Genomic DNA, 23019 nt, shown 5'->3' with positions numbered 1-23019 from the left:
GAGCGCGCTGATCTTTGCGGTATGAATTTCGTTCAAATTAATGGCTTTTAATCTAGGCACACCAAGTGAAGTTTGGTTATTCCAAATAAATGCGGTGTAACAACGAGTAAAAGCCATTAACAGCTAAAGTATTTAGACCGCCATTTTCACTGCAACTAATATTAAAAACACCGCAAAAAACTTTTTAAGCGTACGCACAGGAAGTTTTGCCGCCAACTTAACGCCATAACGGGCAAACAGTGACGAAGTTAAACTAATACCAACAAGTGCCGGCAAATAAATATAGCCTAAGCTCCAATCGGGTAAACCTTGTTGATCAAGGCCGGTAAAGAAGTAACCTAGCGAGCCAAATAGCGCGACAATTAAACCGCTGGCTGTTGCAACCCCTATGCTTTGGCGCATTTGCACACCAAAGTAACTTAATACCGGAATTAAAATAGCGCCGCCAGCAATGCCCATTAAACTGGCCATAATGCCGGTAAACAGGCCGACTAGTTGAAAAATAAAATTGCTTGGCATATCTCGGGTGCTAGCTTTGCGAATGGACACCAACATATAGATTGCTAATAAGCTTACCGCCGTAGCAAAAATATAGGTTAAAGTTTGGCTTGATAGTTTATCGGCAATAAATGCCCCTAGCAGCGCGCCAATTGCAACAACCAACATAATTTTACGGGTTAACGCCCACGGAATATTGCGGTTTTTATGATGTGCTCGAACTGCTGACATCGAGGTTAAAACAATCGTAGCCAAAGAGGTGCCAAGCGCTATCGGCATAATTAAATCAGTTTCAACACCGGTTAGTGGCAACAGGTAAACTAACGCGGGCACGATAACTAAACCGCCGCCAATACCAAGTAAGCCGGCAAGGAAGCCAACTAATGAGCCAAGTAATAAACAGGAAATAAAAAATATCGTTAACATGAATCAAACTTAATGTAATTCACTACATGCCAGCGCGAGTAAAGCCACCAAGCCCCAGCTGTTCCAGCTGTTCATTTAAATAATTGTGTACTTGTTTCGCAGTAGTGAGAGTTAGTGCATGGGATAACATGACTTTGGCGCGTTTCATTTCAACATTACGAATTACCCATTTAACGCGACTGATGTTAAAGGCGTTCATACTTAATTTATCGTATCCCATCGCTAATAATAGCAAAGCTCCAGCAGGTTCGCTGGCTAATTCGCCACATAAACTTAATGGAACCAAATATTTACTGGATTCTTGAGCAATGACATTTAACGCCCTGATCACCGACGGATGGTAATAATCATAAATATTTGATACCCGAGAATTGTTACGATCAACAGCTAATAAATACTGGGTTAAGTCATTACTACCCACCGAGAAAAAGTCGACCCGTTGCGCCAACTCTTTTAACTGGTAAATAACGCCAGGTACTTCGAGCATAATACCAATACGCGGTTTGGTAATTTTTTCACCAAACTCGTTACATAACTCATAGTAAGCTTGGTTAATTAAGCGCAGCGCATCGTCAACTTCCACCACGCTCGAGATCATAGGTAACATAATCTCTAGGTTTTTGTGGTCGATATTTGCTCGCATCATAGCGCGCACTTGCAATAAAAATATTTCCGGATGATCTAGGGTTATTCGAATACCTCGCCAACCAAGAAACGGATTTTCTTCTTCTATAGGAAAATAAGGTAAGGCTTTATCACCGCCAACATCTAACGTACGCATGGTTACCGGTTGCGTTGGAAATGATGCAAGTACTTCCTTATACCAAACCGTTTGTTCATGCTCTGATGGAAAACAACTACGGTTCATAAATGGTATTTCAGTGCGATAAAGCCCTATACCGACAGCGCCTACCTTTTGTGAATATTCAAAGCCAGCACTTAGCCCCGCATTTAATAATAACTCTATTGCACGGCCATCAGGTGTAATTGACGGCAAATCAATTACTGCTTTTACTTTTTCAGAAAGCGCGGTTTCTTCTTCAACTAAATGTTGGTATTCCTTTAGCAACGAGCTATCAGGGGAAATAAATAAATCACCACTATAGCCATCCAAAATTGCTTGCTGATGATCTAACTGACTCAAAGGTAGCGATGGAATACCCATAATCGCAGGCAGTCCCATGGCTCTGGCAAGAATCGCCGCATGAGAATTGTTTGACCCTGTTAATGAGACAATGCCTTTTAAGCCACGATGCTGATATTCGGCAATCATTGATGCGGTCACATCATTGGCCACCAGAATAAACTCTTCTGGCAACGACTCACTAGCTAATGATAACTGCTGAAGATTGAACAATACCCGATTGCCCAAATCACGAATATCGGTTGCACGCTCGCGAAGATATTGCTCTTCTAACGATTCAAATTGCATCGCATAATGGTCTATAACTAATTTCAAACCACTTTCAGCGCACCAACCCGCGTTAATTTTTTCTTCAACTTCTCGACCAATTTGCGTGCTATCGAGTAATTGTTTGTAAATTTCGAAAATATCTAAGCTGTCTTTCGCCACTAAATTGGCTAACTTTAAGCTCATGGCTTCAAAATCAATGCGCGTTTTTTTAACGGCATCTAAATAGCGTTGTTTTTGCTCAGTACTGGCATAAACTTTTTGCAAGGGTAAGCGTCGTAAATCTGCTCGTGGTTGAATAACGATCATCGGCGCCATCGCTACACCGCCAGAGCCGGCAATACCTTTAAGCTGCTTAAATGGCATTAGCCCTGATTGAGCGTCGCTTGATTGTTTATCTGCATTGGATAGTGCTGTTGCTAATTGCGCAGATAAGGTAACTAAAAACGCCTCTTCATTTTCAGTAAAGCTACGGGCATTTTTTTGTTGAATGGATAAGATGCCAATGACTTTACGTTGGTGAATGATAGGAGTACCAAGAAACGCGTTTAATTCATCTTCTTGTACTTCTGGGGTCAATTTAAAATGCGGGTGATTCTTAGCATCGGCAACATTGAGTGGCTCTTCCCGTTGGCCAACTAAACCAATAAGGCCTTCATTAAAACCAATAAAAGTATGTCCAAGCGACTCTTGTGCTAAACCATCGGAAGCCATCAACAAAAAGTGTTGTTGTTGATAGTCCGCTAAGTAAATTGAACAGCAATCAGTAGCCATTGCTTGTTTTACTTGAGTTACTAGTCGTCTTAGCGCCTTATCAAGCTCAGGCTCTTGGCTAAACTCTAGTACTATTCGGCGTAAGGTCGTTAACATTCAATTCCTTTTTAAAACAATTACCGCTGGTGAGAACCTATTTAATTAAACGAAATAAAACTCCAAGGGTTGATATAATACCAATTGAAATAAAATCGCTTACCGAAGAGGGTAAGCGATTGAATACATAATAATAATCACGACCTACGTTTTTTACGGTCTGGGCGATGAAATGGCATAGCGTGTGACGCAAACTCTTTCATCACTTTTCGATACACATCTTTCTTAAAGGACACTACTTGTCGAACAGGATACCAATAGCTTACCCAGCGCCAATCATCAAACTCAGGGTGTGATGAATGCAACAAGTTAACTGCAGATTCTTCTGCCACCAGTTTTAATAAAAACCATTTTTGTTTTTGGCCAATACAAACTGGCTTACTATCGTGTCGAATAAATCTCTTCGGTAATTTGTATTTTAACCAATGCTTGCTTGAAGCAACAATTTTTACGTGTTCAGGTTTTAAACCCACTTCTTCGTATAATTCACGGTAAAGTGTTTTCTCTGCTGATTCACCGTCGTCAACTCCTCCTTGAGGAAATTGCCACGAATGTTGTCCAAACCGTCTTGCCCAAAATACTTGTCCCCTGTCGTTGATTATTACTATGCCGACATTGGCTCGATAGCCTTCGGCATCTATCACAGGAACTCCCAGTAACAAAACTCATTATAATTTGATTCTTCCACAATAAGCGGGTTCGAGCAAATAATTCATCAGATTATTTTTTGCTTTTTATGCAATTACGTTAGAATGGTGTCACTTGATGCTCAGTTCAAAACCTATGATTGCACCGCAGACTAATATTCCAAAATCTGAAGCCCAATTAATTGAAAGTGCCCAGCGTTTAGCCGGTTTAACACTTGGCGAAATCGCGCTGCAAGCTAATATCGAAGTGCCAAAAAACTTAAATCGTGATAAAGGCTGGCCGGGGTTATTGTTAGAGTACACTTTAGGCGCCACCGCAGGATCTAGACCTGAACCTGACTTTCCTGAGCTTGGCATAGAGCTAAAAACTATTCCCATTAACCGCCAAGGCAAGCCGTTGGAAACCACCTTCGTTAGTGTCGCGCCATTAACGGGGTTAGTGGGTGCAACATGGCAAAACTCTCACGTAAAAAACAAACTGTCCCGCGTGCTATGGGTACCTATTATCGCTGAGCGTGAAATTCCAATACAGGAACGAATCGTTGCAACGCCGTTTTTGTGGTCGCCTTCACAGGAAGAAGAACAATTACTGGCCAATGACTGGCAAGAATTGATTGATATGATTGTGTTAGGTGAAGTCGAACAAATAAATGGCCGCCATGGTCAGGTCATGCAACTTAGACCAAAAGCGGCAAATAGTCAGGCAAAAACCGATGCTTTTGATAAACACGGCAGACGCTTTAAAACGCTGCCCCGTGGTTTTTATCTAAAAATTCCTTTTACTCAGCAGTTAATTCATCGCTATTTGCGCGTAGGCTAAACAGCATTTAAAAAACATGGTTAAGGCTTTTTATTAGGTTTCACTATTACACGGTAAAATTAAACGGTAAAATTACACAGTAAATGTTTCAAGACGAATGCGCTGGCCGATAAGCGCTGATTGGCCTGCTGCCAGCGTTTGCCAATCAGTATTGGCTGCTTCTAAGCAAACATATTCATTCTCACCGCCAGCATGAACATCCGACATAGATTGCGCAGCTTCATAACCTGGGTTCCACAGTACCCAATTTTTGACATTAATGGGTTCAATAATAATCGCCCTTTCGTCGAGTTTATCAATAATAGTCATAACATCAGTTGCGTGATAAATACGATCAAGCGGACCAACGACATTTGCCAGCGTATCAACTTGTGCTTTATTACCGGTTAACTTGCAGTCAAATGGCACATTGTTTAATGCTGGAACACTGACGTTACTTGGCTCGCTAACGCAAAAATAACTATGTAAAGCCACAGTAAATTCAAATGATTGCGCAGAAAGGTTATTAACTTCCAGCTGCTGTTCAAAGGCTTTACCAAACACTAATTTTTGGGTCAATTTCGCTTGATATGGCCATAAAGGGTGAACATCACTGCCCTGCCATTCAAGCGTTAATTCAACACAGTCTTTAAAAATTTCAATAGCTTGACATTGCCAAGTAACCTGCCGTGCAAAACCATGATTGCCTGCGTCTTTATAGCCGCCAAACCATGGCCAACATAGGGGAATACCGCCTCGAATTGCTTTACCCGTTTCATAGCTTGACGATTCTGACAGCCAAAATACCGGACGTTCAGCGCTGGGTTGCCAAGCTAGCACTTGCCCGCCATAAAGGCTTACCCGCGCCGTACAATTTTCATGGCTGATCACTAACTGCTGTTGCTGGTCTGCTAGCGGCTCAAGACTAACTTGTCCCCATTGGTTTTGTTTAATTACATTCACGCAATACTCTCTACAGTTTATTACCTAAGCTACTTAACTTGCTTTACTTAACGTGATTTACCTAACGTGATTTATTTAACGTGACTTACCTAACAGTAATGTGAGGCGAACGCTTAACCACTTCATCATTAAGCTCAATACCAATACCTGGTGTTTCTGAGACTTCAAAAAAACCGTTTACTGGCTGTGGATCTTGAATACAAAGTTCGCGGTTCCAAGATTTAATCGCATAGGTATGGTGTTCATGAATTAAAAAGTTAGGAATAGCCGTTTCTAAATGCAGTGATGCCGCTGTTGCCACAGGCCCACCACAAACATGCGCCTGAATACGAATATCGTAAGTGTCGGCATAATCACAGACTTTTTTCGCTTCGGTAAACCCACCGCATAAACCAACATCTGGTTGTAAGACGTCAATACTTTGATCTTCAAAATATGGACGAACATCCCAACGATGGTATAAGCGCTCCCCACCAGCAATTGGCACATTTACACGGTCTGATACTTTTTTATGAACTTTAGAGTTTAAGTAATTGACTGGCTCTTCGTACATCATACAGCCAACTTCTTCGATCACTTCGCCCATTTGAATGGCTGATGCTGCGCCCATTAGTGAATGCGATTCAAAAATAATATCAACATCTTCACCTACAGCATTTCTGATCGCGCGCAGACGATCGCCAAATAAGCGCATTTGTGGTTTGGTAAACAGCTTAGTACGGTCAAATGATGACTGGCCATCAGCGTCATAAACGATTGGATCCACTTTTACCGCATCATAACCTTCTGCCACCGCTTTTAATGCGGCTTCGGCATATTCTTGTGGTTCAATTAATTTCTTACATTCTTTATCCCAGTCAAATTGTAATTGGCTGGCATAAGTGCGTAATTTGGTATTTGTTTTACCGCCTAATAATTGATAAACCGGCAAACCTAAAGCCTTACCTTTAATATCCCATAAAGCGGTATCAATCGCGCTCATTGCCGCGTATAGCACAGGGCCTCCACCTAAGCCCCAAAAGCTTTCACGCAGCATTCGTGACCACAGTAATTCGGTTTGAAACGGGTTAAAGCCAATCAGTACCGCTTCACTAATTTCTTTAATCATTGCAGCAGCAGCGCTATGTCCCCAGTCATAAGCAAGGCCAGCTTCACCAACACCATGAATGCCTTCATCAGTATGAATACGAATAAAAACAGGGTTCCAAGGCGGACGTTCTGGGCAGTGAATATCAAAAATTTCTACGTGGGTAATTTTCATTTTTTATGTCTCTTAAAATTTGATTGGGCTAGCGCTAACTATAAGGAAAATACAATTTACACTTATTACTCGGCAAAGCTTGGATCTAAACGATAAATTCTACGTAACATTGCTGGCCACGATTTTTGCCCGCCAGTAAGGCCTGTATGAACCACATTTGCCTGAGCTTTAATACCATCAACAATACCTTGCTCAACTTCGATATATGGCTTACCAGATGCTAATATTTGTAGTTGTACTTGGCAGGCACGGGTTAAGTCATACATATGCATAAACGCATCCCCGATAGTTTGACCGCAAGTTAAGCCACCATGATTGCGTAACAGCATAAAGTTAGCAGTTCCTAAGTCTTGTTGTAGGCGTGCTTTTTCATCTGCATTAACCGCTAAACCTTCATAACCATGATAGCTCATCGAAGCCAAAGCAAATGCTGAATATTGGCTTAAAGGTAACAGCCCTTCTTTTAATGTTGCGACGGAAATCAGTTCATTGGTGTGTAGATGCATTACACACATGGCATCGTGTCTTACTTCATGCACAGCACTATGAATAGTAAAGCCCGCGGGGTTTATCGCAAACGGACAGTCGGGATCTAAAACATTACCGGCTAAGTCAATTTTCACTAAATTTGACGCAGTAATTTCATCAAACGCTAAGCCAAAGGCATTGATAAGAAATTCATTAGTGTCCGGAATTCGTGCCGAAATATGGGTATAGATTAAGTCATCCCAACCATGCAGATAAGCCAAACGATAACAAGCTGCCAGATCAATGCGAGTTTGCCACTCTTTGGCTGAAACTTTATTTTTAAGATTAATCTCAGGTAATTCGAACATAGCTTATCCATAGTACTTTTGGGGCGATAACTTTAACGCAGGTGATGCTTTAGTTAAAGTGCTGAATACGCTAAGTTATAGCAAATATTCATCAAGCAATTTAAATTTTATGTGTATCTTATTTGTCTCGCTAAATCAGCACCCTAATTATCCACTGGTGGTGGTTGCCAACCGAGATGAATTTCACCAAAGAGCAACAGATGCTATGTCTTGGTGGCAAACACCAAAGATACTCGCCGGTAAAGATTTAGTCGCAGGTGGTACTTGGCTAGGGTTAACCGAAAATGGCCGATTTGCCGCACTGACTAATTACCGCCAGTTCCCATTAAAAAATGATCAGGCTGTTGCCAGCAGAGGTGAGTTAGTTGTTAAAGCGTTAACGGCAACCAATAACGCACAATTTTTAGCGCAGCTACAAAATGATGATCAAAAATACCAGGGCTTTAATTTACTCTATGGAGATGCTCAAGGTTTAGTGTGTATTGATAATATTAACCAGAAGGTGCATCAACGCAGCCAAGGTATTTTCAGTTTATGTAATGGTGCCCTCGATGATATCTGGCCGAAAATGGCCAAAGGAGAACAAGCACTAGAGCACTATATAGCAAATCATGAGCAACTTAATCACCAAGAATTACTGACGTTATTACATGATCAGCAGCAAGCACCACAGTACTTGCTTCCAGCAACAGGCCTTAGTTTGGACTGGGAGCAAAAATTAAGCGCGATTTTTATTAAAGGTCCTGAATATGGTACGCGTTCATCGTGCATTATTACCTTAGATAATAACCAAAATATGAAAGTTACCGAAGTCTGCTATTGTGCTAATGGCAATGTAGAGCAGCAGGCCAATTTTCAATGGCAATTAACAAGCTAGTTTTTATCCAACTAGTTTTTTATTCGACTAGGTTCTTTATCAAGGCAATAAATAGCGAGGCAAATACTAGTAGCATCAAAATTTTACTGTATTTACGTTGTTCACCTACTTCGAGTGGTTTGCCGAATTTTTCGCCGAAAATCACCATCAAAGCGACACCAATAAACACAAATGCCAAAATCACCAATAGCGTCATAATTTTCCTATCTCAATCAAAAGCTAAATAAAAGCTAAGCATAATGCCAACTTAGCTAACTTTTTCTAGGTAAAAGTAACAAGTTTTGTTTAACATAGTCAAAGTCATATCATTTGGAAAGCGGTAGCAATGATGCAAAGTGAAGAGTTTAAACAAAAACGCCGATTTATCATTAGCCTAGGAAAGGCTCTACATAAATTTGGTACCAATTCCTATCGTGCTGAAGCTCACTTACAAAGTGTAGCTAATTTCCTTGGTATTAAAGCCTCTTTCATTATTACGCCAACGGCATTAACTTTTGTGTTAATTGACGAAGAGCTTAATGAGCACAATTACTTAGTTAGAGTAATGCCTGGTGACATTGATTTAGGCTCACTTGCCCGAACCGATGAGTTAGTTGATGAATTAAGTACCGGACAACGCTCACTTGAAGAAGCCATCGAACGACTAGAAGAAATTTATGATAAACCTAGCCCTTATGGTAAAACCTTAACCTTTTTTGCCTTTGGCGCGACCAGCGGTGCCTTTGCCATGTTAATGCACACCAGCTGGAATGATGTAATTTGGGCAAGTTTATTAGGCTTATTGGTCGCTATTTTTGTTTTTTGGTCACAACGTTCAAGGCGTGTGACTGAAATGCTAGAGCCAGGTTCAGCGTTAGTTTGTGCTTTGCTTACATCGGCAATATCAAACTTCGATCCCCATATGAACATGGCATTAGTAACCTTATCCGCCATTATTCCGTTTATTCCAGGCCTTGCCTTAACCTTAGGCTTGCAAGAATTAGCAGCCAGGCATTTAATTTCAGGCACTGCCCGCATCATGGACGCCATAATGATGCTATTCAAATTGTATTTTGGTGCATTTTTAGGGGTAGCACTAGGTAATTTATTTTGGGGCGTTGGAGAGTTTATTCCACCAGAAACCACACCAATCTGGACCTCTTGGGTAGCCGTTACTATTTTATCAATGAGTCTGGTTATTTTATTTCAAGTTCGTAAAAAAGATGCTCCTTGGGGCATTATCTCAGGCTATGTTGCCTTTGGTGCGACCTTACTTGCCACTCCTTATTTAGGTTACGCATTAGGTGCGTTTGTCGGTGCATTTGCCTTAGGCCTGTACAGTAATATCTTTTCTAGGGTAATGAATTTGCCAAGCAGTATCGTCATGTTACTGGGTCTCGTCGTGCTGGTGCCAGGAAGTAAAGTATATATTGGCTTAAACTCAGCTATTTCAGGTCAAGATATGATGTATATGCCAGATATTGCCTCGCAAACATTTCTTATCTTTATGTCATTGGTTGCCGGTTTGATTTTTGCTAATGTAGCCTTTCGTTCGAGAAAACCGCTGTAACTATGAGCACTAATACAAATACTAAGAATAAATATCATCATGGCGATCTTCGGCCATCACTGCTAACAGCTGCCACCCAAATGATTAAAGAAGGTGGCATTGAAGCCTTGTCGCTGCGCAAATTAGCCGAACAAGTAGGTGTTTCGCGTACCGCGACATATCATCATTTTAAAGATAAACATGATTTACTGTGCGCAGTTGCCGCCCAAGGTTTTCTTAGCTGGCGCGCGGTAGAAGAAAAAATATTTAATGACGAACAATTACCGATGAAAGAACGCTATCGACAATTCGTTTTTCAATATATTAACTTTGCCGCCAATAATCCTGCGCTATACAACTTAATGTTTGGGCATACGCTTTGGAAGAACGACCAATCGAATCAGGATTTACGTGATATTGCCTACCCAGTATTTCAACATCAAGTGGAAATGACCAAGCAATGGCAAGAAAATGGCGTTTTGCCGAGGTCAGAAAATACCCTACGTTTAGCACAAGTAACATGGGGCACCATGCATGGTATTGCCCATCTGCTCATCGATGGTATTTACGCAGATGCCAATAGCATTGAAGAAATGTGTGAATGCGCGGTAAATGTATTTTTAGCGGCGGCCAACTAACTCTTATTAAAGCGTTTTGGTACCATTTGACGCTAAAGTTGAAATTTAATGGCTTTATTTAAGTCACACTAAATGCAATTTGTCATGCCAAACAACTGCAATGCTACGATGAGTAACAGCACTTTAATAACTAATTGCGCGTAACTAGACTTGCACGACTAGACCATAATTCAATACTACTCACACGATGATCAGAAATCACATAATTTTTAACAAATTTACGCCATTAAAACGGCGATTTTTTTGTTAAAAATTTGTTACCTTGGCTAGTAATTCCTCGAGACAGTGATTAGTATCGGTCACTGTCTAAAACAAAAATTATAGTAAACACAACCCCCTATTCTAATGAGCAAAACAATGAAAACTATTCTAACAACTGCAGTATGTTCCTCATTACTGTTATTAACCGCCTGTAATAACACCTCTGATCGTGTAGAAGCCGCCACTGGCATCAGCCAGACCGCATTGGCGTCAGGTATTAGTAAAGCCAATATGGACTTATCTGTTCGCCCACAAGATAACTTTTATCAATACGTTAATGGCGGCTGGTTAAAGTCAGCTGAAATTCCGGCCGACAAAACATCTATCGGTTCATTTTATGATTTACGCGACGATGCCGACGACAATGTTAAGGCGATAATCGAAGAGTTAGCAGCAACACCAAACCTAGCAATGGGCTCAGATGAGCAAAAAGTGGCTGATTTATTTAAATCATATATGGATCAACCAACCCGTGACGCCTTAGGCATTAGCCCTATTACGCCAGTTTTAGCTGATATTGATAACATCAACAATAAATCTGATTTAATGTCGTTTTTCGGTAAATACCAAAAAGTTGGCGTCACTTCACCACTTTATTTTTATATCAGTGTTGATGCTAAAGACTCTAGCAGTTATGCAACGCATGTTTGGCAAGGTGGTTTAGGCTTACCGGATAAAGATTACTACTTTAATGAAGCTGAGCGTTTTGCCACTCTTCGTGACGGCTATCAAGCACATATTGCTAAAATGTTTGACTTAGCAAACATGGCAAATGGTAAGCAAGCAGCAAAAACCATTTTCGCCATTGAAACTAAACTTGCTGAGCATCACTGGACGCGCGTGCAATCGCGTGACAGTGAAAAACGCTACAACAAATTTGCCACAGATAAATTAACTGAAGTAAGCGATAAAATTGATTGGTCAGCTTACTTAGCAGCTCAAGGCGTTAGCAATGAGAAAAACTTAATTGTTAACCAACCTGACTTTGTAGAAGGTTTAGGTAATGTAATTGCTGAAACGTCATTAGACGATTGGAAAACCTACTTAAAATTCCACACGTTAAGTGCGTTTGCTAGTTATTTAACGACTGATCTTGATCAGGAAAATTTTGAGTTTTTCTCAAAACAGCTAAATGGCCGTAAAGAGCAACGCCCACAATGGAAACGTGGTGTTGGCGTGGTCAATAACAACTTAGGCGAAGTTATTGGTAAGGTTTACGTAGGTCGTCACTTTAAGCCAGAAGCTAAAGCGCGTATGAGTGAGTTAGTTGAAAACTTACGCAGCGCTTACGGTCAATCAATTGATGAACTTGACTGGATGTCTAATGACACTAAAAAAGCTGCACACGTTAAATTAGCAGCCTTTACTCCTAAAATTGGCTACCCAGATAAGTGGGAAGATTACTCTTCATTAACGATAAAAAGTGATGATTTAGTCGGTAATATTATGCGCTCAGGCAGCGTTGCTCACCAAAAAGAAGTAGAGAAGCTAGGTGGTCCAATTCGCAAATGGGAATGGGGTATGACACCGCAAACGGTTAATGCTTATTACAACCCTACAGTAAATGAAATTGTATTCCCTGCCGCTATTTTACAACCACCATTCTTTAATATGAGTGCTGATGATGCAGTAAACTATGGCGGTATTGGAGCGGTTATCGGCCATGAAATGGGACACGGTTTTGACGACCAAGGTAGTCGTTATGATGCCGAAGGTAACTTACGTAATTGGTGGACCGAGCACGATCTAGAAGAGTTTAAAAAGCGCACAGCGAGCTTAGTTGCTCAATATGATGGTTACCAAGTATTTGACGACTTAAACGTTAATGGCAGTTTAACATTAGGTGAAAACATTGGTGATTTATCGGGCGTTACCATTGCTTACAAAGCTTATAAAGCATCACTTAATGGCAAAGAAGCGCCAATCATTGACGGTTTAACCGGTGATCAACGCTTCTTTATGGGTTATGCGCAAATTTGGCGTGGCAAGTTTGTTGAAGAGGCGTTAAGAAATCGCGTGGCGACTGACCCTCACTCTCCAGGTGAATTTAGAGCATTAGGTTCGTTATCAAATATGAATGAGTTTTATCAAGCGTTTGATGTTAAAGAAGGCGATGCCATGTATATCGCCCCAGAAAAACGCGTTAAAATTTGGTAATTTGCTGAAACAACAATTGCTATAATGCCAGTTAATAGCAGTTAAAAAAAGGAGCTTAGGCTCCTTTTTTATTGCCTGTATTATGTTACTAGCTGAACTATGCATACGTACTAATCATTAGTACTTTGCTTTACTTATTTTTCCTATCTACCTAACATTTCCCACTCTGCACGGCGCTGATTTTGCACCGCCTTAACTTAGCCTTTACATCAAAACCAGTAAATCAAGCCACTTTGTTTTCGTCATAAAATATTCATGGTGTTAATGTGGTCTGATCTCTATGATTAATCAACAAGCTTTGCTATTATTCAGCTTACAACTGTACACTGAAATTGCTTGTACACTAAACCTATTAAAAGTTGATCAAGAAATTGGTCAACTCAATTTTATTTTGGCGAAATAGAACAACATGGCTCAAACACACCAATATAGTATTTACGAAGAAATTGCCAATGCCGTCAGCCATGGTTTAGGCGCGTTGTTAAGTGTTGCAGGGTTAACGCTTTTAGTGACTTATGCCGCTATTCAACAAGATGCATTACGAATTACTAGCTTTGCCATCTACGGCGCAAGTTTGGTATTGCTGTTTTTATCCTCCACTTTATATCACTCATTTGTCCACGAAAAAGCAAAACAGATATTTAAGCTGTTTGATCATTGCGCTATTTATTTGCTGATTGCTGGCACCTATACCCCGTTATTGCTTATTACTTTGCAAGGGACTTTGGGCTATTCACTGTTAGCCGTAGTATGGTCAATAGCGATCGCAGGCATTTTATTTAAAGTGATTTGCGGTCATAAATACAAGGTTATTTCGCTAATTACTTATATCGGCATGGGACTAATTTCGCTAACCATTATTCATAAGCTTTACCAGGCGTTACCCTACGGTGGCATAACCCTTTTGGCGGTAGGTGGAGCTGTGTACTTGCTTGGTGTTATTTTCTATACCGTGAAAAAGATCCCTTTTAATCACGCTATCTGGCATATGTTTGTATTAGGTGGGGCGAGCTGTCATTTCTTTATGATGATGCTATATGTTTAATTAACTGATTAATAAAATATTTAGCCATTTAATGACGTTAAAAAGCGCAAGACTCAGATTAAAGTTAAGGTTAAGGTTAAATACACAGGGAAACACTGGCATTTATCTTCGATAACAGTGCCTGACTTTCAGGTACATTACGCGAAATATAAAAACCAACCGAGTTTACCTGAATTATTTGATATTCAAGATTATCCTTATTTTGGATTTTCATTGAATTAAATACATTTTCAGGAACAATAGCACCATCTACGCGTTTGGATATCACCATTTTCATTACTTGGTCATAGCTCGCCAACTCATGTGGAATTCCTAAGTACTTCTCAATCATTGGCACCATATTAGATGATCGCAAAGTTGCAAGCCGTACACCATTAATATCACTGGCGTTAACAAAAGATTTAAGGCCATTTATTAATGCATACGGCACTTCAACTACCGGATCAGAATAATAGCCAATTTTATCTCTGCCCTCAGTTTGGGCTAACCCTACCGCAATATCGATATCACCAGCTCCTAATAAAGCAACTAACCGAGCAACGGGCACAATTTGTATTTGAGTATTTTTAGCTAAATTATCAAGCACACACTGCAAAGGCTCACCATAGCTACCTTGCAAGCGATTATTATCAACGTAAAAATCATGGCTTTTAGAACTATTGATACCAATACGTATTGGTAAATCGCTGGCACTGGCTATCAGCGACAATAAACTACTAGCGAAGATAAATAAGAAAAGGAAAATTAATCGCATAATAATGATCGCCTATTTAAATAATCCGGCCGTCTAATACTGGGTAATAAAAAGGGACAGTCTAATCGAAACCGTGCTAAACACAAGCGTCAAAAACAAAGTTCTATTTTTTAGAATATAAAATTCAAAATAATCAGTTTTAACAATCAATACCTTTTTAATAAGATAGCTCCCGTAGCCAATAACCGATAAAAATGATCAAAACCTCATTTTTACTTAAGCGAAATATTACTTAACAAAATTATCAATAATCAAAGCGTTTGGTTATTAAAAATATGCAAAGGTCATGATAGGAGCACTTATGTTAAACGAACAATTAAAAGCCCAACTAAAAACTTATTTAGCCAATATAAGCAAGCCAGTGACTTTAAGCATGGCGATTGACGACAGCGCTAAGTCTGAAGAATTAAACCAATTAGCCAAAGAAATTGTTGAGCTTTCAACCTTAATTACAATTGAGCAAAACACGGATAGCTCAGCGCGAGTTCCATCAATGACAGTAAAATCTGTTGAAGGTACACAAATTAGCTTCGCTGGTATTCCATTAGGCCATGAATTTACCTCGTTAGTACTGGCCTTATTACACTCTGGTGGTCACCCGATTAAGATCACCGAAGATGAAATTGAACAAATTAAGGCGCTTGAAGGCAACTTTAGCTTTGAATCGTATATCTCATTAAGCTGTCAAAACTGCCCTGATGTAGTTCAAGCACTTAATATTATGTCGGCAATTAACCCGAACATTACCAATACCATGATCGATGGCGCCCTATTCCAAGCAGAAGTTACTGAGCGCAATGTTATGGCAGTGCCAAGTGTTTACTTAAATGGTCAACCTTTTACTCAAGGCCGTGTTTCTTTATCAGACATCCTTAAGAAAGTTGATAGTAACGCAGACAAAAAACAAGCAGAAAAGCTTAACGCTAAACAAGCATTTGACGTATTAATTGTTGGTGGCGGTCCTGCGGGTGCCTCAGCGGCAGTCTATGCGGCACGTAAAGGCATTAAAACGGGTATTGTTGCCGACCGCTTTGGTGGCCAAGTATTAGAAACTGTTGGCATTGAAAACTTTATTTCAGTCAAGAAAACTGAAGGCCCTAAATTAGTTGCTAGCCTTGAAGAGCATGTTAAAGATTATGATGTCGATATTATGACCGGTTCGAATGCGGTTAAAATCTCTAAATCTGACTTAGTGAATATTGAGCTGGAAAATGGTGCAACCTTACAGAGTAAGTCAGTTATCGTTGCCACTGGTGCCCGCTGGAGAAAAATGAACGTACCTGGTGAAGTAGAATATAGTGGTGCTGGTGTTGCTTACTGCCCACACTGTGATGGTCCATTATTTAAAGACAAAAAAGTTGCAGTAATTGGTGGTGGTAACTCGGGTATTGAAGCTGCAATTGACTTAGCTGGTATCGTTGAACACTTAACAGTTTTAGAGTTTGATACTAAGCTACGTGCTGATGAAGTACTACAGCGTAAAGCAAAATCTATGGGCAATATCGACATTATTACCCAAGCACAAACTACTGAAGTATTAGGCGATGGCAATAAAGTTACAGGCCTACAATACACAGATCGTGCAACAGGCGACAGCCATAGCATCGAATTAGCCGGTATCTTCGTACAAATTGGTTTAGTACCGAACAGTGAGTGGTTAGCGGATGCAATCGATGTAACTGCTCGCGGTGAAATTGAAGTTAACGAACGTGGTGAAACGTCAATGCCAGGTGTATTTGCCGCAGGCGATGTTGCAACATCACCTTATAAGCAAATTATTATTGCCATGGGCAGTGGTGCAACTGCCAGTTTATCAGCGTTCGATTACTTAATTCGTCAAGAAGAAAGCTCGGACGAAGAAAAAGCAGCATAGGCTCAGCTACTACTAATATCTGGCACTAGCATTTATGAACGTATTAAAAACCCTGCAATTGCAGGGTTTTCTTTTGTCTGAAGTTTCAACTAATTTTTTATTGTTAGCCTTACAAGACAATACATTTTCGTCAGGAAGCTTTTGTATTATAGTTAGTACAACAACCTTTACTGACTGAATTTTATGCGTTTTGTCTCTGAATTAATGACCAGCAATGTTATTACTGCTCACCTAGATCAACGTCTTGAACAAGTAAAAGCAATATTTGAAGAATTTAAGTTTCATCATATTCTAGTCGTTGATAGTAATGACAAACTTTGTGGCGTGTTATCTGATCGGGATTTATTAAAAGCCATCAGCCACAACATTGGTTCAGTAAGGGAAACTGCAAAAGATATTGCTACCCTCAATAAGCGAGTGCATCAGGTTGCCAACAGAAATCCGATCGCTTTAAAATCGAGCGCCAACTTAGCGCAAGCAGTAAAAATATTTCATGAATTTAGGGTCACCTGCATCCCTATTGTCAATGACGAAAACGAACCGGTAGGCATTATTACCACTAAGGACATCATCAAATATTTGTATGATAAAATTCAACCTGCTAGTTAATTTAGCTGTTTTAGCATTGCATATTCGAGACATAAAAAAAGCCCGCTAAACGGGCTTTTTTTATGTCTTAATAATATATTAGTTAAGCTGTTCAACAATAATGCTACTAACTTGTTCTACTGGTTGAGTACCGTCGATAGTTAAGTATTTGCAATTGCCAGCGTCTGCTTCAGCTTTGTAGTAATCTACAAGCGGCTTAGTTTGCTCATGATAAATCGTTAAACGCTTACGAACAGTGGCTTCTTCATCATCAGGACGGATCACTAAATCTTCACCTGTTTCATCATCTTTACCTTCCACTTTTGGTGGATTATAAACGATATGATAAACACGACCAGAGCCTGAGTGCACGCGACGACCCGCCATACGCTCAACAATCACTTCATCTGCAACGTCAAATTCAATGACACAATCAACATCAACACCATTGGCTTTCATGGCATCAGCTTGTGGAATAGTACGTGGGAAGCCGTCTAATAAAAAGCCTGCTTTACAGTCATCCTGTGCAATACGCTCTTTTACTAGGCCAATGATTAAGTCATCAGAAACTAATTGTCCTGCATCCATTACTTCTTTTGCTTTTTTGCCAAGCTCAGTACCTGCTTTAATTGCAGCGCGTAGCATATCACCCGTTGAAATTTGAGGAATACCGTACTTCGACATCAAAAACTGTGCTTGAGTGCCTTTACCTGCTCCTGGAGCACCTAACAAAATAATGCGCATAAAAATTGCCCTATGAGTTATATACTAATTTGGTTGGTCTACTTATAAGAACAATCGCTGAAATAAAACAACCAAATGAGTATGAATTTAGCCAGATAAATAACGTGTGACACTATACATTTTCACTTGTATGCAAACAAGTAACATTTAACTCGTCGGATCAAAAAACCGACGATATTGTCGCTTTTTTAGACTAATGTCTAACAGGTGGGAAATTTTAACAAACCAAAACAAAACAAAACAAACCAATTCAATTGAAATAAGCTAAATGCGTATTTAAGTAAGTTTATCTGTCGCTAAGTACTGATTTCTTCCTGAGTACTTTCTAGAAGACCTAAGTCAGATTAAGCAAATGAACTAAATTATGCTTTTAAAAAAGGCGCTTATTAAGCGCCTTTTCCATTACATCATCAATACAAATGATTACTTGGTCAGACTTAACATCAATTTATTTAAGCGAGTTACAAATGATGCAGGATCTTTTAAGCTTCCACGCTCTGCTAACGTTGCTTGCTCAAATAATACTTCAACCCACTGGTTAAACTTACTATCGTCTTGCTCATCAGCAACATGCTTGATTAACTCATGCTCGGCGTTAATTTCAAAAATAGGCTTAGACTCAGGTACTTCCTGACCAACAGACGCCATTAATTTTTGCATTTGAATGCTCATATCGTCTTCTGCAGTCACAATAACCGCAGGCGAGTCAGTTAAACGCTGTGAAATTTTTACGTCTTTAACTTTATCACCTAAAGAATCTTTCATGCGCTTAATCACTGAGTCAAATTCTTGCTCTAGCTTTTCTTGCGCTTCTTTGGTTTCTTCGTCATCTAGGTTACTTAAGTCAACGCCGCCACGAGCAACAGATTGTAGCTGCTTGCCGTCAAACTCATTTAGGTGACTGACTAACCACTCGTCAATACGGTCAGAAAGTAGTAAAACTTCAATACCTTTTTTGCGGAAAACTTCTAAGTGCGGGCTATTTTTCGCCGCTTCAAAGCTGTCTGCCACTACATAGTAAATTTTATCTTGGCCTTCTTTCATGCGCTCAATGTAATCAGTTAATGAGACATTTTGCACCGCTGAGTCTTCGTTAGTTGAAGCAAAACGTAATAACTTAGCAATCGCTTCTTTATTAGCAAAATCTTCTGCAGGACCTTCTTTTAGTACCTGACCAAATTCATTCCAGAATAACTGATATTGCTCTTTATCTTTATTGCCTAATTTCTCAAGCATTTTCAATACGCGCTTTGTGCAACCTTTGCGGATTGCTTGCGTGACTTTGCTGTCTTGTAAGATTTCACGAGAAACATTCAGTGGTAAGTCGTTTGAATCAAGCAAACCTTTAACAAAACGTAAGTAGGTTGGCATAAACTGCTCAGCGTCATCCATAATAAATACGCGTTGCACATATAATTTTAAGCCGTGTTGCTTTTCGCGATTGTATAAATCAAACGGTGCTTTGCTCGGAATATAAAGTAATGAAGTGTATTCGGTTTTACCTTCTACTTTATTGTGCTCCCACAGCATAGGGTCGGCAAAGTCATGTGATACGTGCTTGTAGAATTCTTTGTATTCTTCGTCAGTCACATCTGCTTTTTCACGCGTCCAAAGGGCAGTTGCTTTGTTTACTGCTTCCCATTTCGCAGGAATTGCATCACGTGCTTCAACCGCTGGGCGAATAACCTTTCCGTCTTCATCTTTTTCTTCGGCCACGGCTTCAACTGCTGGCACTTCCGGTGTTAACATTTCAACGGATACCGAAATATGATCTGAGTATTTAGTAACAATTGATTTTAAGCGCCAATCATCAGCAAACTCTTTTTCATCTTCTTTTAAGTGAAGGATAATGTCAGTACCACGGTTAGCTTTATCAATTTGCTTGGTGGTGAATTCGCCCTGACCTTCACTTTGCCATTCAACGCCTTCAGCTGCAGTTACACCTGCGGCTCGTGAGCGCACGGTTACTTTATCGGCAACAATAAATGCCGAATAGAAACCTACACCAAACTGACCAATAAGTTGCGAGTCTGCCGCTTGATCGCCTGATAACTGAGAGAAAAACTCTGCCGTGCCTGATTTAGCGATTGTGCCTAAGTGCTCAACGATTTGATCATGAGTCATACCAATACCATTATCTGAAATAGTAATGGTATTGTTTTCTTTATCGGCACTTACGCGTACGCGAAGCTCGGCATCACCTTCTAATAGGCTATCGTCTGACAACGCTTTAAAGCGTAATTTATCTGAAGCATCTGCGGCATTTGATACCAACTCACGAAGGAAAATTTCTTTATTTGAGTAAAGTGAGTGGATCATTAATTGAAGTAACTTAGAAACATCGGTTCCAAAGTTGTGTTTTTGTTGAGTGTTTTGCTCAGTCATTGTAATAAACCTACCTAATCTAACTATTTAGTAAAGCTGCTTTTTTAAGTCAAATTGCTTAAAAATAATCGCTTCCTGTTTTGATTTGACGCTTGTTCTAGACAGCGGGTAACTGCGTTTGATTAAGAGATAAGGACCAAAGAAATTTTTTCAAGAGCATCAATAGAAAAATTTTAACGATAGGCTGGATTTGATATTGCAAATGGAAAAATCAGCAATACTACTAATGCATTATTTGTTTCACTAATTATGGCGTTAGTTACGGCACTAGTTATGCCGTTAGCTATTGTATTAATTCTCGGTGGGCTTGTTCGATTTTTTCAATAAGTTGAGGCGATGTACCTTTACTTATTGCCATACAAAATTGCGGAGTATTCTTAAACGTATAAACCTCTTCTAGTAAGTCAGCGGGGTAACCAGACTGCGCTAACAGCTCATTAATAACTTCGCCTGCTTCAACAATTAAATCAACGCGTTTATTTAGCAATAATTTAAGGTGCTGTTCAACCAGCGCACTTAATTGCAAACTACTGCCTTCTTTTAAACCTAGTTTAAGCAAGTAATCGTGAGGATAAGTACCACGCACAACATTGATTCGGTAAGCACTAAGATCTCGTTCATTGTTAATTTGAATATCGGTGCGGCTTCGCAGCTTATAAATTTTATGAGTTGAGCTTTCTAACAGCGGGCAAATCCAATTAAATTTATTTTCCCTAGCCTTGGTTCGATAAATGGAATAAATCAAGACATTAGGCTTTGCCAAAGCCATATTATACGCTCGGCGCCAAGGGTAAAGTGCGTGATTAAAATTAATATCCGCTTTTGCCATTAACGCTTTAACTCTCTCAGCTGAGCGGCCTACTATTTCACTTTGTTCATCGTAATAATTAAATGGCCACCAAGGCTCTGCTACCACAGTCAATGAATCTTTCATCCATAATTCATCATGAGTGTCTGTTTCTTCAGCGACCGCTTGCTTTAGTGGTAGCTTTACCATTATTAAGCAGACAAAACTAATTAACAGGCGCCTAAATCTCATCATTAATACTCGTATGATTTACGCCCAGTGATGGCGTGGGACAACGTATTACCATCAACATACTCAAGCTCGCCCCCTACCGGCACACCATGAGCAATTCTAGATAAGCTCACATCATACTCATGGGCAATCTGCGCGATATAGTGCGCTGTTGCTTCACCTTCAACCGTTGGGTTTGTCGCTAAAATTACTTCATTGATATTGCCGGCTTTTAAGTGGTTGGCGAGTAAATCTAAGCCTAAATCATCAGGTCCAATGCCATCTATTGGCGATAAATGGCCCATTAAAATAAAATAACGTCCTTGAAAATCGCCAGTTTGCTCAATGGCAATTACATCGGCTGGACTTTCAACAATGCATAGTAATTCAGAATGTTGACGTTTGGGGCTTTGGCAAATTTCACATAAGTCTTGTTCAGTAAAGTTTCGACATTGCTGGCAGTGTCCAACACTTTCCATGGCTTGCGCCAATTTACTAGCAAGCTTGCTACCTCCTTGACGGTTACGTTCAAGTAAATGAAATGCCATTCTTTGCGCGGTTTTTGCACCTACACCTGGTAAACATCGAAATGATTCAATTAACTCTTGAACTAATGGACTAAACTTCATACGCCTCTACTTCATCTGCCTTAAATTAACGTTTTTTCATTTTAATTTGGAGTCTATCACGACCGCCCTACTATAGCAGTGATTAGCTTATTGCCACAGTAAATTGTGTTAAAGCGATAATATGGCGTATTATATAGCTAGGATCATTTATTATTACTAATAACAACATGGCTGATATTTCTGCACTTTCAATTGTGCTCAGTAACCCAAGGCTAGCTGTTAATCAAAAACTGATTAAGCTTTGTTACGCGGTTAAACAGGCTATTCCAACAGCTAATCGCGTTGGAATCTGGCTTTTTAATGCTGATCACTCTGAAATGATTTCATTGGCCTGCCTTGATGAACACAATACAGTATCTAATGGGTTAGAGTTATTTGCCAATGACTACCAGCGCTATTTTGATCATATTTTAACGAATCAATTTTTGGTTGCTGATAATGCCCAAAACCATGAAATTGCCAGCTGTTTTAATCAGGGGTATTTCGACGTTTATGATATCCATTCGTTGCTCGATATCACCTTTAATTATGACTTTAAGCCATTGGGAATTATTTGCTGTGAACGTACAGGAGCGCCGACAAATTGGAGTGATGACGATTTAGCTAAGTTAAAACGCCTAGCAAACGTCACTTCGATCTTTTTGGCTGAAAATGTTTCTCAAACCTACTCTGCCCAATCTAAAACAGAACTATTGGTGAAACTCAGTCAATCTGTAAGCAGTTAGCTTTTTAAGCAAAGCCTTAAGCGGTAACCAATAAATAAAGCTTTTAACTAAAAATTAATCAAAAAATTAAACTAAAAGCTAAACAA

The 23019-nt window shown here is 39.8% G+C and carries 21 protein-coding genes; 9 read left to right on the top strand and 12 right to left on the bottom strand.

The features are described from left to right. Nucleotides 1–132: 132 nt before the first annotated feature. The 3 genes from ACOB82_RS15585 to rppH all read right to left on the bottom strand — a co-directional run bounded on the left by ACOB82_RS15585 (nt 133) and on the right by rppH (nt 3849). Entirely contained in the window at nt 133–924 is a 792-nt protein-coding gene (locus tag ACOB82_RS15585; RefSeq protein ID WP_448213908.1) for a sulfite exporter TauE/SafE family protein, read from the bottom strand. A gap of 22 nt (nt 925–946) precedes the next feature. Next, the gene (ptsP, locus tag ACOB82_RS15580) at nt 947–3205 is read right to left on the bottom strand and encodes a phosphoenolpyruvate--protein phosphotransferase (protein ID WP_448213907.1); all 2259 of its coding nucleotides are present in this window, start codon (nt 3203–3205) and stop codon (nt 947–949) included. A gap of 137 nt (nt 3206–3342) precedes the next feature. Further along, nucleotides 3343–3849: an RNA pyrophosphohydrolase gene (gene rppH / locus ACOB82_RS15575; protein WP_448213906.1), complete on the bottom strand. Its 507-nt coding sequence runs from the start codon at nt 3847–3849 to the stop codon at nt 3343–3345. Nucleotides 3850–3970: 121 nt separating this feature from the next. Here rppH and mutH point away from each other — a divergent pair, with 121 nt between their 5' ends. Beyond that, nucleotides 3971–4672 carry a DNA mismatch repair endonuclease MutH gene (gene mutH, locus ACOB82_RS15570; protein WP_448213905.1) on the top strand — a complete coding sequence of 234 codons (702 nt, stop codon included), beginning with the start codon at nt 3971–3973 and terminating at the stop codon, nt 4670–4672. A 72-nt stretch (nt 4673–4744) separates the two neighbouring features. On the opposite strand, the gene ACOB82_RS15565 is transcribed toward mutH, so the two are convergent. The 3 genes from ACOB82_RS15565 to ACOB82_RS15555 all read right to left on the bottom strand — a co-directional run bounded on the left by ACOB82_RS15565 (nt 4745) and on the right by ACOB82_RS15555 (nt 7711). Continuing rightward, nucleotides 4745–5614 (bottom strand): D-hexose-6-phosphate mutarotase, encoded by an 870-nt coding sequence (locus tag ACOB82_RS15565; protein WP_448213904.1) that lies wholly within the window; start codon nt 5612–5614, stop codon nt 4745–4747. Between the two features lie 85 nt (nt 5615–5699). Next, nucleotides 5700–6875 carry a mandelate racemase/muconate lactonizing enzyme family protein gene (locus ACOB82_RS15560; protein ID WP_448213903.1) on the bottom strand — a complete coding sequence of 392 codons (1176 nt, stop codon included), beginning with the start codon at nt 6873–6875 and terminating at the stop codon, nt 5700–5702. 65 nt (nt 6876–6940) lie between these two features. After that, entirely contained in the window at nt 6941–7711 is a 771-nt protein-coding gene (locus ACOB82_RS15555; protein ID WP_448213902.1) for a class II aldolase/adducin family protein, read from the bottom strand. A gap of 109 nt (nt 7712–7820) precedes the next feature. On the opposite strand from ACOB82_RS15555, the gene ACOB82_RS15550 reads away from it, so the two are divergent. Then, nucleotides 7821–8588, top strand: a complete 768-nt coding sequence (locus ACOB82_RS15550; protein ID WP_448213901.1) for an NRDE family protein — start codon at nt 7821–7823, stop codon at nt 8586–8588. A gap of 19 nt (nt 8589–8607) precedes the next feature. Here the strand turns inward: ACOB82_RS15550 and ACOB82_RS15545 are convergent, their stop codons facing one another. Continuing rightward, complete coding sequence (locus ACOB82_RS15545; RefSeq protein WP_448213900.1) at nt 8608–8784, bottom strand: hypothetical protein; 177 nt, start codon at nt 8782–8784, stop codon at nt 8608–8610. A 132-nt stretch (nt 8785–8916) separates the two neighbouring features. On the opposite strand from ACOB82_RS15545, the gene ACOB82_RS15540 reads away from it, so the two are divergent. From ACOB82_RS15540 to trhA, 4 genes are all read left to right on the top strand, one after another. Next, a complete protein-coding gene (locus tag ACOB82_RS15540; protein ID WP_448213913.1) occupies nt 8917–10137 on the top strand; it encodes a threonine/serine ThrE exporter family protein in 1221 nt (406 codons plus the stop codon). A 2-nt stretch (nt 10138–10139) separates the two neighbouring features. Continuing rightward, a complete protein-coding gene (locus ACOB82_RS15535) occupies nt 10140–10754 on the top strand; it encodes a TetR/AcrR family transcriptional regulator (RefSeq protein ID WP_448213899.1) in 615 nt (204 codons plus the stop codon). A gap of 357 nt (nt 10755–11111) precedes the next feature. Next, nucleotides 11112–13172 carry a M13 family metallopeptidase gene (locus ACOB82_RS15530; RefSeq protein ID WP_448213898.1) on the top strand — a complete coding sequence of 687 codons (2061 nt, stop codon included), beginning with the start codon at nt 11112–11114 and terminating at the stop codon, nt 13170–13172. A gap of 409 nt (nt 13173–13581) precedes the next feature. Further along, nucleotides 13582–14217 (top strand): PAQR family membrane homeostasis protein TrhA, encoded by a 636-nt coding sequence (gene trhA / locus ACOB82_RS15525; protein WP_448213897.1) that lies wholly within the window; start codon nt 13582–13584, stop codon nt 14215–14217. A 76-nt stretch (nt 14218–14293) separates the two neighbouring features. On the opposite strand, the gene ACOB82_RS15520 is transcribed toward trhA, so the two are convergent. After that, nucleotides 14294–14971, bottom strand: a complete 678-nt coding sequence (locus ACOB82_RS15520; RefSeq protein ID WP_448213896.1) for a substrate-binding periplasmic protein — start codon at nt 14969–14971, stop codon at nt 14294–14296. A 301-nt stretch (nt 14972–15272) separates the two neighbouring features. On the opposite strand from ACOB82_RS15520, the gene ahpF reads away from it, so the two are divergent. Next, nucleotides 15273–16844 (top strand): alkyl hydroperoxide reductase subunit F, encoded by a 1572-nt coding sequence (ahpF, locus tag ACOB82_RS15515; RefSeq protein WP_448213895.1) that lies wholly within the window; start codon nt 15273–15275, stop codon nt 16842–16844. Nucleotides 16845–17027: 183 nt separating this feature from the next. After that, a complete protein-coding gene (locus ACOB82_RS15510) occupies nt 17028–17453 on the top strand; it encodes a CBS domain-containing protein (RefSeq protein ID WP_448213894.1) in 426 nt (141 codons plus the stop codon). A 78-nt stretch (nt 17454–17531) separates the two neighbouring features. Here the strand turns inward: ACOB82_RS15510 and adk are convergent, their stop codons facing one another. The 4 genes from adk to recR all read right to left on the bottom strand — a co-directional run bounded on the left by adk (nt 17532) and on the right by recR (nt 22208). After that, entirely contained in the window at nt 17532–18176 is a 645-nt protein-coding gene (adk, locus tag ACOB82_RS15505) for an adenylate kinase (protein ID WP_448213893.1), read from the bottom strand. Between the two features lie 423 nt (nt 18177–18599). Beyond that, nucleotides 18600–20561, bottom strand: coding sequence for a molecular chaperone HtpG (htpG, locus tag ACOB82_RS15500; RefSeq protein WP_448213892.1), 1962 nt, complete (start codon nt 20559–20561; stop codon nt 18600–18602). Between the two features lie 283 nt (nt 20562–20844). Further along, the gene (locus ACOB82_RS15495) at nt 20845–21603 is read right to left on the bottom strand and encodes a substrate-binding periplasmic protein (protein ID WP_448213891.1); all 759 of its coding nucleotides are present in this window, start codon (nt 21601–21603) and stop codon (nt 20845–20847) included. Then, a complete protein-coding gene (gene recR / locus ACOB82_RS15490) occupies nt 21603–22208 on the bottom strand; it encodes a recombination mediator RecR (protein ID WP_448213890.1) in 606 nt (201 codons plus the stop codon). Before recR ends, ACOB82_RS15495 begins: the two co-directional genes overlap by 1 nt. A 167-nt stretch (nt 22209–22375) precedes the next feature. Between recR and ACOB82_RS15485 the strand changes: the two genes are divergently transcribed. Further along, entirely contained in the window at nt 22376–22933 is a 558-nt protein-coding gene (locus ACOB82_RS15485; RefSeq protein WP_448213889.1) for a GAF domain-containing protein, read from the top strand. Nucleotides 22934–23019: the final 86 nt, after the last annotated feature.

The organism is Colwellia sp. MEBiC06753, from assembly GCF_053470325.1.
The sequence above is the reverse complement of the archived record's forward strand: the minus strand, read 5'-3'. Positions and strand labels throughout refer to the sequence as shown.